The 11,402-nt window shown below is 53.4% G+C and carries 14 protein-coding genes; 12 read left to right on the top strand and 2 right to left on the bottom strand.

Annotation, left to right across the window (positions count from 1 at the left end; genetic code table 11):
* Nucleotide 1 precedes the first annotated feature (1 nt).
* The 9 genes from rfbD to HFP08_RS27950 all read left to right on the top strand — a co-directional run bounded on the left by rfbD (nt 2) and on the right by HFP08_RS27950 (nt 7,860).
* Nucleotides 2–859 (top strand): dTDP-4-dehydrorhamnose reductase, encoded by an 858-nt coding sequence (gene rfbD, locus HFP08_RS27915; RefSeq protein WP_168123916.1) that lies wholly within the window; start codon nt 2–4, stop codon nt 857–859.
* Complete coding sequence (locus tag HFP08_RS27920) at nt 860–1,822, top strand: glycosyltransferase family 2 protein (RefSeq protein ID WP_168123917.1); 963 nt, start codon at nt 860–862, stop codon at nt 1,820–1,822. It abuts the gene before it with no gap.
* A 167-nt stretch (nt 1,823–1,989) separates the two neighbouring features.
* Nucleotides 1,990–3,396, top strand: coding sequence for an undecaprenyl-phosphate glucose phosphotransferase (locus HFP08_RS27925; RefSeq protein ID WP_168123918.1), 1,407 nt, complete (start codon nt 1,990–1,992; stop codon nt 3,394–3,396).
* 13 nt (nt 3,397–3,409) lie between these two features.
* Nucleotides 3,410–4,375 (top strand): glycosyltransferase family 2 protein, encoded by a 966-nt coding sequence (locus tag HFP08_RS27930; RefSeq protein WP_168123919.1) that lies wholly within the window; start codon nt 3,410–3,412, stop codon nt 4,373–4,375.
* Between the two features lie 47 nt (nt 4,376–4,422).
* Nucleotides 4,423–5,091, top strand: a complete 669-nt coding sequence (locus tag HFP08_RS29425) for a hypothetical protein (protein WP_240941924.1) — start codon at nt 4,423–4,425, stop codon at nt 5,089–5,091.
* Nucleotides 5,092–5,126: 35 nt separating this feature from the next.
* Nucleotides 5,127–5,576, top strand: coding sequence for a hypothetical protein (locus tag HFP08_RS29430; RefSeq protein WP_240941925.1), 450 nt, complete (start codon nt 5,127–5,129; stop codon nt 5,574–5,576).
* Between the two features lie 288 nt (nt 5,577–5,864).
* Nucleotides 5,865–7,313, top strand: coding sequence for a cardiolipin synthase (gene cls, locus HFP08_RS27940; protein WP_240941927.1), 1,449 nt, complete (start codon nt 5,865–5,867; stop codon nt 7,311–7,313).
* 170 nt (nt 7,314–7,483) lie between these two features.
* Nucleotides 7,484–7,681 (top strand): hypothetical protein, encoded by a 198-nt coding sequence (locus HFP08_RS27945; protein ID WP_168123926.1) that lies wholly within the window; start codon nt 7,484–7,486, stop codon nt 7,679–7,681.
* A complete protein-coding gene (locus HFP08_RS27950; RefSeq protein WP_168123921.1) occupies nt 7,678–7,860 on the top strand; it encodes an H-type small acid-soluble spore protein in 183 nt (60 codons plus the stop codon). Before HFP08_RS27945 ends, HFP08_RS27950 begins: the two co-directional genes overlap by 4 nt.
* Before the next feature lie 32 nt (nt 7,861–7,892).
* On the opposite strand, the gene HFP08_RS27955 is transcribed toward HFP08_RS27950, so the two are convergent.
* Together HFP08_RS27955 and HFP08_RS27960 are read right to left on the bottom strand one after the other, a co-directional pair.
* The gene (locus tag HFP08_RS27955) at nt 7,893–8,204 is read right to left on the bottom strand and encodes a dehydrogenase (RefSeq protein WP_168123922.1); all 312 of its coding nucleotides are present in this window, start codon (nt 8,202–8,204) and stop codon (nt 7,893–7,895) included.
* A gap of 123 nt (nt 8,205–8,327) precedes the next feature.
* On the bottom strand, nt 8,328–8,783 hold the full coding sequence (locus tag HFP08_RS27960; protein WP_168123923.1) for a cupredoxin domain-containing protein: 456 nt from the start codon (nt 8,781–8,783) through the stop codon (nt 8,328–8,330).
* A gap of 149 nt (nt 8,784–8,932) precedes the next feature.
* On the opposite strand from HFP08_RS27960, the gene HFP08_RS27965 reads away from it, so the two are divergent.
* The 3 genes from HFP08_RS27965 (at nt 8,933) to HFP08_RS27975 (ending at nt 10,947) form a co-directional block, all read left to right on the top strand.
* A complete protein-coding gene (locus HFP08_RS27965; RefSeq protein WP_168123924.1) occupies nt 8,933–9,541 on the top strand; it encodes a DedA family protein in 609 nt (202 codons plus the stop codon).
* Between the two features lie 79 nt (nt 9,542–9,620).
* A complete protein-coding gene (locus tag HFP08_RS27970; RefSeq protein WP_168123925.1) occupies nt 9,621–10,187 on the top strand; it encodes a thioredoxin family protein in 567 nt (188 codons plus the stop codon).
* Nucleotide 10,188: 1 nt separating this feature from the next.
* The gene (locus tag HFP08_RS27975) at nt 10,189–10,947 is read left to right on the top strand and encodes an MBL fold metallo-hydrolase (protein WP_240941926.1); all 759 of its coding nucleotides are present in this window, start codon (nt 10,189–10,191) and stop codon (nt 10,945–10,947) included.
* The last annotated feature ends 455 nt before the right edge of the window (nt 10,948–11,402 follow it).

The following is an 11,402-nucleotide window of genomic DNA, read 5'->3' on the forward strand; positions in this document are numbered from 1 at the left end:
AATGACGTACAAGGTTGCCATTACAGGAGCTGGCGGCATGCTCGGCCGTGAGCTCTCCCAGCTCTCTGTTCCCAATCTGCTATTCATTCCGCTCGAACGGGCTGTGCTTGATGTCACGAACGCGGAGCAATGCCGGGCTGTATTCGAGGAGCTGCGGCCCCATGCTGTGATTCACTGCGCGGCCTATACGGCAGTTGATCAAGCTGAGTCCCATGCGGAGTCGGCCTTCCTCTTGAATGAGCAAGGAACGAAGCATGTGGCGGAAGCCGCTGCGAGGGTTGAAGCGAAGCTGATTTATATCAGTACGGATTATGTATTCGACGGGAGCTCGCATGAACCGTATGTTCCGCAGAGCCCCACGAATCCGATAACGGTGTACGGCAAGTCGAAGCTGGCCGGCGAGCATGCGGTTCAGGCTGCATTGAGCCGTTATTTTATCGTGCGCACATCCTGGGTGTATGGGAGATTCGGCAAAAATTTCGTAGAAACGATGCTTCAGCTTGCGCAGGAGCGAGAGCGGTTGACCGTTGTGGCGGATCAGATCGGATCGCCCACCTATACGTATGATTTGGCACGCTTTCTAGCCCGGCTTGTGCTGTCGGAGCAATACGGTGTCTATCATGCGGCGGGCGAAGGCTGCTGTTCCTGGTTTGAATTCGCCAAGGCGATTTTCGAGATTGAAGGCGCGGCTGTCTCGCTGTCACCTTGTACGACGGAGGAATTCCCGCGACCGGCGACACGGCCGCCTTATTCCGTGCTCGACTGCTCGAAGCTGGAGGATCGAGGCTTCGCCAGGCTGCGTCATTGGAGAGAGGCGCTCTATGATTACTTAACACGCGACAGAAGAGAGGATCGCTAGATGCCTACAACAACCGTCTGCATCGTTACCTATAACAGCGGCAAGGATATCGCGGATTGTCTGGACGCCGTAATGGAGCAAGTCCCGCCGGTGGCGTCGATTGTCATCGTGGACAACGCTTCCTCTGATGATACGGTCAGCAGGCTCCAGTCGTTCAATAACGGCAAGGTTCCCATCAAGCTTCTCTTGAACAAAGTCAACAACGGCTTCTCCGGAGGGCAGAATCAAGCGATCGCCGCCGCAGGAGACAGCGATTATGTGCTGGTGTTAAATCCGGATGTGAGGCTTGCGCCGGATTATGTGGCCGAGCTCCTCAAGGCGATGGAGCGGGAGTTCCGAATCGGCAGCGCCACGGGGCAGCTTGTGTTCGCGCATGATCCGACGATTGTGGACAGCACGGGACTTGCGATGGATGCGTTCAGGCAAGCCAGAGATCGCGGAGCGGGCGAATCTGTGATTTCCTGGAAGGAAGCGGGCGAGGTGTTCGGCGTATCCGGGGCGGCTTCGATGTATGCGCGCAGGATGATTGACGATATCTCGCTGGAAGGCGAGTTTTTCGATGAGCAGTTTTTTGCTTACAAGGAGGATGTGGATGTCGCTTGGCGGGCGCGGCGACTCGGCTGGACGGCTTATTATGAGCCGGAGGCGCAGGCGCTGCATGCGAGAGGGTGGAAGAAGGGCGCCCGGCGCTCGGTTCCGCTGTTCATCAGGCAGCATTCCTATATGAATCGCTTCTATGTGCTGGTGAAGAATGAGCGGGCTGGCTGGCATATGCTATGGCGATTGCCTGCGGTTGCCGCGATCGAACTGCTTCGGTTAGGTTATCTCTTGGCAAGAGAGACGGCCGTACTGAAGTGCCTGCCGATGCTGTTTAAGACCCTTCCCTCCATGCTTCGCAAGCGGAGCATGATTGAGCTTCGCGTTCGTGCAAGGAGAGAGGGGCTGGGACGTGAGGATAATTAAGCAGAAGCAAAGCAGCAGAGCTCAGGTGCAGATATTTGAAAGACATACAGCAAGCTTTAAGCTTGCTGTGCGATCTTTTTTCCAGCAAATTGGGTTCTATTCTTCCTTCCATTCTGTTACAATGACGCTAGAGTCGAAAATTAATAGAATGTGAGAGTGAGTGCCCAATGCTTCGACAAAATCAACGGTTGTTAACCCAGCTGTATATGCTGGCGGATTTGTTCGTTGCTTTGCTTGTGTTCCTGGGCGCTTATTGGCTCAAGTTCGAAAGCGGCTGGCTGCAGAATGTGAAGTCTGTGCCTTTCACCGCTTATTTGCTATGGGGGACGATCTATTCCCTCGCCGTGGTGCTTATCGGCTTCTATCTGCAATTCTATTCGCCGAAACGCCGCAAGCATTTTTCTTATGATTTCCTGAGAATTATTCAAATACAGAGCTTGAGCTTTCTCGGCCTGATCGGGTTGTTCTATTTCACGAGCGAATCGAATATATCCAGACAGTTCCTGGCAATCTTCTTCGTGTCGAATATACTTGCCATTGCGCTCTATCGCTATTGGGTGAAGAATCTATTAGCCTCATTCCGCAGACGAGGCTATAACAAACGGTTCGTGCTCATTGTGGGGGCGGGCTCGGTCGGACGCAGCTTCTACGAGAATCTTCAGCAGCATCCGGAGCTTGGCTACGAGGCGGTCGGTTTCCTCGATGATTATCTGGCCGTGCATCCGGAGGAGTATCGCCATATGAAGCCGATTATCGGACGCTTGGACGATCTGAAGGAGCGGCTGGAGAAGGGGATTGTCGATGAAGTCATTGTGGCTCTGCCGCTGGACGCGCATCGGAAATACGCGCAGATTATCGAGACGAGCGAACGCTCCGGCGTGAAGACGCTGATTATTCCGGATTTCTTCGATTTGCTGCCGGCGAAGCCTTACTTCGACAACTTCGCGGGCATTCCGCTTATTAATGTTCGCGATGTGCCGCTGGACGAGCTGAGCAATCGCATATTGAAGCGCTGGTTCGATGTGGCTTTCTCTCTTGCAGCTATCGTGCTGACCTCGCCGCTTATGCTGATGGCGGTCATCGGCATCAAGCTGACGTCGCCGGGTCCTGTCATCTTCAAGCAGGAGCGAATGGGCTTCAACCGCAAGAGCTTCTATATGTACAAGTTCCGCTCGATGCATCTCTCCAGCGACAAGGTGGCGGATACCTCGTGGACGGTGGAGAAGGATCCTCGTCGTACGCGATTCGGCAGCTTCCTGCGGAAGACGAGCCTCGACGAGCTGCCGCAATTCTTCAATGTGCTGATGGGGCATATGAGCGTTGTCGGACCAAGACCGGAGCGGCCGTATTTCGTCCATCAGTTCAAGAATCATGTGCCGAAATATATGATCAAGCATCAGATCAAGCCCGGCATTACGGGTTGGGCTCAGGCCAACGGCCTGCGCGGCGATACATCGATACAGGATCGCATTATGCTTGATCTCTTCTATATCGAGAATTGGACGTTCATCTTCGACTTGAAGATTATCGGCAAGACCATTGTGAAGGGCTTGATGAATAGAAATGCTTACTAAAGAGGAACCATCCATGCGAGTTTCCGTCATTATACCTACCTTGAACGCGGGGGAAGAGCTGAACGAGCTGCTTAAGCGGCTGAAGTCTCAGTCTGTTCCCCCGTTTGAAATGATCGTGATGGATTCGGAATCGACGGACGGCACGCCGAAGCGCGCGCTTACGCAAGGCGCTCGCGTCTATTATGTGAAGCGAGGAGAATTCGACCACGGGGGAACCCGCAACCAGGCTGCTGCGGAAGCGAGCGGCGATATTCTGATGTTCATGACACAGGACGCGATGCCTGCCGACGAACGGCTCATTGAGGAGCTCGTGAAGCCGCTGGAGCAAGGAACGGCGGCGTACGCCTATGCAAGGCAGCTTCCTGACGACAAGGCGAATCTGCTCGAGCGGATGTCGCGGGAGAACAATTACCCTCAGGACTCTCATCTGCAGACGATGGAGCAGATTCAGGAGAAGGGGCTGAGAACGTTCTTCTGCTCGAATGCCTGTGCGGCGATTAGGCGAGATGTGTTCGACCATTTCGGCGGCTTCGAGGAGCCGGTCATCTTCAATGAAGATCTGTTCATGGCGGCGCAGTGCGTGATGAGCGGCAAGCATGTGGCGTATTGCGCCGATGCCAAGGTATATCATTCCCATAATTATTCCGCGATGCAGCAGTTCAAGCGGTTCTTCGATAACGGCGTATCGATGAGCTTGCATCCCTGGATGAAGAAGTACAGCGCTATCGGAGGAGCAGGCTCGAGCCTGGTGAAGCATCAGCTCTCGGGCATCGCGAGAGAGCGCGAGTGGCTGCTTGTGCCGAAGCTCATTACGGAATCGGCGGCGAAGCTGATCGGCTTCAAGCTGGGCATGCATCATAAGAAGCTGCCGAAATCTATCGTGCGGCGCATCTCCATGCATCCTTTGATCTGGCGGCAATTGAGTAAGGCGAGGAATGAAGCTTTGAGCGAGGCTGCCGCGTCGAAGGAAGGGAAATGATTAAGTATGAAAGGATTGGAAAATAAGTTAAGATAGAAGAAATGTAAATGGATGATATGGAGGAGAAGGTAATGGCTGAATCCCGGAATAACTACATGCTCATGCACAAAAATGAACCTGTGGCTGAGATTAAGCTTGATGAAGCAACAGCCTCCATTTCAGCGATTGGACAAGTTTATGCAACTCCTCACGCACCGGTTGGCATTTCCGTCAGAAAGGGAAGGATCGACCGAGCAGCACTGAATGAATGGTGGAGGGGGCGGGCGATTCCGGCCAGTCGCGACGGGATCAAAGAAGCGCTGCTGGAATTGAATTTGTCAGCAACGCAAAAGCTGCTCCATAAAAGCTTCGGACTCAGCTTGTCTGATCAGTACTGGATACGTCCAGCTGCGTCACATTTGCAATGGAGTGATATCCACTTTTTCGATAATCCCTTCTCGGAGGATGTAGGCAATGTATTGTTCGGGAAAGGTTCATCTGATCTCATGAATCTAATGTCCCCGGATAACACCTCCGATGGCTGGTTGAAGAAGAAATGGGTGATTATAGACGGCAGGCGTTGTCTGGTGAAAGGCGGGAGCGGTGCCACCCAGCAAGAGCCCTACAATGAAGTCATTGCCAGCAAGATCATGGAGAGACTGAAGATATCCCATGTTTCTTACACCATGATGGAGCAGGACGATTATCCATACAGTGTCTGCGAGAGAATTTTATAACTCCGCAGACGGAGCTTGTTACAGCCTGGTATGTGATGCAAACTCAGCAAAAACCGAGTCATGTGTCTCTGTATCAGCATTACGTGAATTGCTGCGAGACGCTTGGCATTGCCGGCATTATGCAGGCTCTAGACCGGATGATTGTGTTGGATTATTTAATTGCAAATGAAGATCGGCATCAAAACAATTTTGGCGTTGTTCGACATGCGGAAACTTTGGAATGGATTGGAGCGGCACCGATTTACGATAGCGGTTCTTCGCTGTGGTTTTCCAAGCCGCTCAGCTTGATACGCGCAGATGGAAAGTCGACCTGTAAGCCATTCAAGCCGGAGCACAACGAGCAAATCAAGCTGGTATCCTCCTTCGAATGGCTGGACTTGTCCGCCCTGGACGGTATTGAAGACGAGGTACGGGATGTGTTTCACGGCTCTGTCTTTGCGGACGAAGCCCGTTGTCAAGCGATTGGCTCTACGCGCCCGTATTGAACACTTGCGTGAAATGGTTTATTCGCGTGAGCAGCAGGCCTGGAAAGACGATTACAGCAGGGACGTGAAAGTGAACATCGCGTACAGCGGGGGACTTGAAGAAGATAAGCCGGAATGACTAGATACACAACCTGATGCTCCATGCTGATAGTAACGCCTCTACGATGATGCGTATTGTAGAGGCGTTTTTTTGTCATGCCTGTGCCGGTATAGCCCCGCCTGCTGTCGCTCACACTAAGAAAACTGTTGGCATGGATTGGAGGCTTCGAAAGGAGGATTCGTGTGGTCATGTGGACAGGCTGGCTGTTATCCGGAATCCTGCTTCTGTATATAAGTCAATTCGCCGTCATTCTGGGCATGGAGCGCAAGCGTCAGGAGCATCTGACCGCGTGGATTTTCATTGTAATGATCTGTCCATTCATCGGCATGACGGCGTATTTGCTCGTAGGCAGGCGAATATCGGAGAAGACGAGAGTGAAGCGTGAAGAAGCCATTCAGCAATTGAACAGCAGCGATACGATTCATCCCGTAACGACACCCAAGGAAATGAACAATGAAGAGATGTTGTCGCAGGATCGATTATTCACCTTGCTCAGCTCGCTTTCTCCGTTCCCGATTGCGGCTAATAATAAGACGACGGTGCTTACGGACGGCGAGGCGACCTTTGATGCGATATTGGATGCGCTCGATAAGGCCAGACAAGCGATCTATCTGGACTATTATACGATTCGCAGCGACGGCATCGGGGGGAGATTTCTTCAGGTACTGACGAGAAAGGCGCGGGAAGGGCTTGACGTGAGGGTGATCTATGACGGCATAGGAAGTCTGAAGCTGGGCAAAAGCTATCTGAATTCGCTTCGAGCCGCGGGCGTGCGTACAGCCTGCTTCTCACCTGTGCGATTCTCCTTCACGAACCGAAGGTTGAATTTCCGCAATCATCGCAAGATTGTCATCGTAGATGCTGCAGTCGGCTTCATTGGAGGCATTAATATCGGGGATGAGTATCTCGGCAAGGATGAGAAGCTCGGCTTCTGGAGAGATACGCATCTGAGAATAGACGGTGACGCAGTGTGGCATCTGCTTCAGCTGTTCGAATCGGATTGGATGGCGGTCGCGAGCGGAGCCAAGGGTCATAGAATGGAGGAGCGGGCATCGGCGAGCCGGCGTTCCATGCCGCTTTCGGCGGGAGAAGAGAGGATGCTCGTTGTTCCCGGAACGCCAGGCGTGAATCATCAGCGAATTGTCGAGGTGCTGTATTCGGCGATGACGGCCGCGAAGAAGCGGATCTATGCATCAACGCCTTATTTTATCCCCGACCCGGCTATCTCTGCCAGTCTCGTCAGCGCAGCCCGCAGCGGCGTTGATGTGAGACTCATCATCCCCGGTGTGAGCGATTCCAAGCTTGTGCTGCTTGCCTCGCTCTCGTATGTGCAGGAGATGCTGGAGGCCGGCGTGCGGATTTACCGGTATCAGAAGGGCTTCATTCACGCGAAGGTGCTGCTCATCGATCATATGCTGGCTTCGGTCGGCTCGGCGAATCTCGACATGCGGAGCTTGTACAGCAATTACGAGCTGCTCGTCCTGCTGTTCGATAAGAAGCCGATGAATCGATTGGAGCGGGATTTCATGAATGATCTGAGGCATAGCAAGGAGATTGATCTGGAGGGATTCAAATCGAGATCCAGCGGGAGAAGACGCGCGGAAGCAATCATGCATATGCTGTCGCCTTTGCTTTGACGAATGCGATTGATGCATGCTTAGGCGAGGGTTGGGGAATATTTTGAGGGGAAGGGATTCAGTCATTAGGAGGAGGCGAGCCTGTGAACGAACAAGAACAACTGCAGGAGCAAGAACAAATACAAGATCATACGCTAGATCAAACGCAAGAGAAGCCGTCCAATCAGGTCTTGCAGGATGCTGGCGCCGAAGGGCGCGATTCGTATGATATGGATATCGACAGGATGGTGAACGAAGGACTTGGAGGCGGTAATGTAACGCTTCATAACGGCCTCATTGCCGAATCGACGACGGATACGATGGAGCCGGATGTACCTGATGCGCCTCATGTCGAGGACTCGGAAGCAGCGGAAGGAGGAGAGCGATGAATACCGCAAGAGCGAAGCAAATCTATGAGGACAAAGGCACGATAGGCGTCAAGCTTGAAGGCGACTCGGTATGGATTGAGAATATAGACGAAGCCAATGGCATGGCTACGGTAACAGTCGGCAATAATCCCGTCAATACGAAGACGGTCTCGGTAGATCGGCTTCAGGAATCCGATTAAAGGATAAGCAGCCTCGGACGGAGGCTAGCCTGCTAGCCTCCATAGGCGTCGCGGAAAGCTTGGGCGAGCTTGATGCGATCAACGCCAAGCAGCTCCGCAATCTCCGCGCTGAGATTATCCTCCCACCAATCCGCCTGGGCTTTGCGATTATCCTTATTCTCCACAATCCACGGCAGATTCTGAATAACCTTCTGGAAATAAAGCTTCTCCGCAGCATCCATCTTCTCCTTCGACACGTACGCCTTCATGCGTTTCACCGTTCGATAGAGCTCATTGTTGCAGGAGCGACGGATTTTGCGCGCGGATGGATAGGCTTGCGCGTGCTTCTGTGCCGGCGGCTTCATCTTAATTAACGCCTCCCCTCTACCCGCATCATATGCGGAGAACGGCGAGACGGTCACATTTCTGTCTGGATGTCGCAGCGGCAATGCTCCGACTGGATGCTGCAGGGCAATACCGTCGATGCTCTAGTCCTGCACCACGATGTAGCCGACCATCGGACCGCCATTCGCCATATCCGTATGTGTCAGACATTCGATGGCGTAGATGCCCGCCTTTTGCGGCGTGAATGTGATCGTGGTTGTCTTGCCCTTCTGCACTTCTCCCTCAATACCCAGTCCTTTGATGACAAAAGGATGATGGCTTCCGTTCACGCCGGAAATGCGAATTTGCGTAAGCTCTCCTTTGTTCACGATAATGGTGCCCGGCGTCCAGAGGTATACCTCCAGCTCTTTGCCGCTGTCGTCCGTAGAGCTGAATTCGCCCGTCACCATATCAATAACGCGCGGCTCAACTGGCTGGACTGCCGCAGGCGCAGGCTTGTTCAAATTCCAGTTCAGAAGAACTCCTCCCACGGCGACGACGGCAATCGCTGTGATGGCCATCTGAAACTGCTTCTTCGTAATAATCAATGCCCTTCGCATACACTCGCTCCCTCTCGAATAATGAATGAGATAAGCTAGTCTATGCGAAAGCCCGTTCTCTCATGCCTGAAGTGGATGCCGGTTCGCGCAATATGATAGAATGAGAGAGATTTGGAAGGATTAAGGAACAATCAGTGGGGAGATGAACGATGGAGAGCTGGATTACGGATTTCATGGAGCAGTATGGTTATTTCGGAATATTGATGATGATCGCGCTTGAAAATATTTTCCCGCCGATTCCTTCGGAGGTGATTCTGACCTTCGGCGGCTTTATGACGACATACACGAAGCTGACGGCGGTCGGCGTTATTGTTATCTCGACGTTAGGCTCTCTGGTCGGCGCCATTATTCTGTATTATATCGGAATGCTGCTGGGCGTCGAGCGGCTCGAGCGGATTATCGACCGCTGGGGGCGCGTGCTGCGCGTGAAGAAGGAGGATGTGCGCAAGGCCGATGCCTGGTTCGACCGATACGGTTACTGGGCGGTGCTGCTCTGCCGCATGGTTCCGCTGATTCGCAGCCTGATCTCGCTGCCGGCGGGCATGTCCGGCATGAAGCTGGTCCCGTTCCTGCTGTTCACGACCATTGGCACGCTCATCTGGAATACGATTCTGGTTCTTGTCGGCGCGGCTGTCGGAGATAACTGGGAGGATATCGTGGCCTTCATGGATGTGTATGCGAATATTGCATACGGCATCATTGCGCTTGCCATTGTGGCGGTTATCGTGCTGTATATTCGCAGGGCAAGGAAGTTTTAGTTATAATGAAGGGGTGAGGCTGCAAGACAAGAAGCATAGTATGAAGACGATACATAATAGACAAGGGAGAGGGATAACAATGGGAAAAAGCATCGCGGACAAGCTCGGGAATGGCATCTCGCCGCAGCAATTCATCGACGGCATGACGAAGAATAAGGAACAATTCATCTCCTGGAAGGAGCAGTTCAACTGGCCTTCCGAGGAGGATAAGGAATTTTTCGAATCGCTGAACAATCGGGACGATCTGCGCTGTTCGATTCTGATGGCGGATTGGTGCGGCGACGTGGTTCGCAACGTGCCCGTCGTGTTCGAAGCGCTGGCGGTAAGCGGCATGCCTGTCGAAGTGCTGATTATGGAAGAGAATCTCGATACGATGGATCAATTCCTGACAATGGGCGGACGCTCGATTCCGATTGTGCTGATTGTGGATACCGGAGGCGCGGTGCTGGCGCAATGGGGGCCTCGCAGCACTTATGTGCAGGAGCCGATGGTGGCATTCAAAACGGCGAATACGGACAAGGAAGCGGCCGATTATCAGGATAATCTGCAGGCTGCCCGCAAAGAGATTATGCGTCGTTACGGCGAAGGCACGGGTTATCAGGCTGTGATTGTGAAGGAATTGCGCGAGCTGCTGGAGTCGCTCTAGAATGGGGGCTGCATGCAGAATGATGGAGCGCGAGAGAACGGCGGCGGATGGCGGCGCCGAGATTGGCGGACGTGGAGCGGCAGGTGCGGCAGGGAGCGGTTCAGCTTCTGGAGCGGCGGCGCCGTTCGCTATTGAAACCTACACGTTAGGACCGATTCAGACGAATGCTTACCTGCTGACGGCGAAAGGGCCTGATGGCGCGGAGCATGCCGTTGTCATCGATCCCGGCATGAACCCGAAGCGTCTTCTGGAACGGCTTGAGGGCGTGAAGGTGGAAGCGATTCTGCTCACGCATGCTCATTTCGACCATATGGGAGGCGTGGACGAGCTTCGCAAGGCTGCAGGGTGTCCGGTCTATATCCATGACCTGGAGGCGGATTGGCTGACGGACCCGCGCAAGAACGGCTCCATGCGCTGGCAGGATGTAACGCCGCCGCTGTCGACCGATCCCGCGGAATACGCACTGGACGAAGGGCAGAAGCTTTCCTTGCTTGGCGCGGAATTTCTGGTGATGCATACGCCTGGACATTCTCCCGGCAGCGTAAGCTTCCTCTGCGGCAAGCATCTGTTCTCGGGCGATGTGCTGTTCAAGCAGTCGGTCGGCCGCACGGATTTGCCGGGCGGAAGGGAGAGAGACCTCTACGATTCAATCCGCAATAAGCTGTATAAGCTGGAGCAGGATGTGATCGTATATCCGGGCCATGGCGGCAAGACGACGATCGGCTCGGAGATGGCAGGCAATCCTTTCACGAAGTTTTAGAGAAGCAGGAACTCCCCGCTTGGGCGCAATGCGAGAGCATGCTGAGCGGGGAGTGTTGTTCGCCACAATTTATAAAATTTCGTTTGGAATGAACGCCTGCAACTGTAACGGACATTTTCGACCTTTAGAAGCTCATATGAGGCAGCTCAGATTTTAACGGACATTTGCTCCGCTTAGCGGACAAATCAGGTAGATTATTCGTTCGATTTGATCGCTAAGGAGACCCAATGTCCGTTAGAGCAAATAGGTTGCGAAAGAAGCAGTTTAAGGAGACCCAATGTCCGTTAGAACAGGTTGCTGTTTTCCAAGGACGCCGTGAGGCGTTTTTCTTATATTGCGCGCCTAGCCAAGCTAGGCACAACTAGCCGGTGAAAGTCCGGTCGAGGTAAGAGCCAAGTCGCCTCGTAGCTGACAGGCAACTGGTGGAGAGATCCTAAGGTTGAAGCCCTGTGACA

Source organism: Paenibacillus sp. HB172176 (assembly GCF_011947265.1).
Taxonomy (GTDB): Bacteria; Bacillota; Bacilli; order Paenibacillales; family Paenibacillaceae; genus Pristimantibacillus.

Excerpts from the sequence above, each read along its gene's own strand:
- HFP08_RS27965 (WP_168123924.1), top strand. The coding sequence starts at position 8,933 with ATGGAGAGCTGGATTACGGATTTCATGGAGCAGTATGGTTATTTCGGA.
- HFP08_RS29430 (WP_240941925.1), top strand. The coding sequence starts at position 5,127 with ATGCAAACTCAGCAAAAACCGAGTCATGTGTCTCTGTATCAGCATTAC.
- HFP08_RS27920 (WP_168123917.1), top strand. The coding sequence starts at position 860 with ATGCCTACAACAACCGTCTGCATCGTTACCTATAACAGCGGCAAGGAT.
- HFP08_RS27925 (WP_168123918.1), top strand. The coding sequence starts at position 1,990 with ATGCTTCGACAAAATCAACGGTTGTTAACCCAGCTGTATATGCTGGCG.
- HFP08_RS27930 (WP_168123919.1), top strand. The coding sequence starts at position 3,410 with ATGCGAGTTTCCGTCATTATACCTACCTTGAACGCGGGGGAAGAGCTG.
- HFP08_RS27975 (WP_240941926.1), top strand. The coding sequence starts at position 10,189 with ATGGGGGCTGCATGCAGAATGATGGAGCGCGAGAGAACGGCGGCGGAT.
- HFP08_RS29425 (WP_240941924.1), top strand. The coding sequence starts at position 4,423 with ATGGATGATATGGAGGAGAAGGTAATGGCTGAATCCCGGAATAACTAC.
- rfbD (WP_168123916.1), top strand. The coding sequence starts at position 2 with ATGACGTACAAGGTTGCCATTACAGGAGCTGGCGGCATGCTCGGCCGT.
- HFP08_RS27960 (WP_168123923.1), bottom strand. The coding sequence starts at position 8,783 with ATGCGAAGGGCATTGATTATTACGAAGAAGCAGTTTCAGATGGCCATC.
- HFP08_RS27955 (WP_168123922.1), bottom strand. The coding sequence starts at position 8,204 with ATGAAGCCGCCGGCACAGAAGCACGCGCAAGCCTATCCATCCGCGCGC.
- HFP08_RS27950 (WP_168123921.1), top strand. The coding sequence starts at position 7,678 with ATGAATACCGCAAGAGCGAAGCAAATCTATGAGGACAAAGGCACGATA.
- cls (WP_240941927.1), top strand. The coding sequence starts at position 5,865 with ATGTGGACAGGCTGGCTGTTATCCGGAATCCTGCTTCTGTATATAAGT.
- HFP08_RS27970 (WP_168123925.1), top strand. The coding sequence starts at position 9,621 with ATGGGAAAAAGCATCGCGGACAAGCTCGGGAATGGCATCTCGCCGCAG.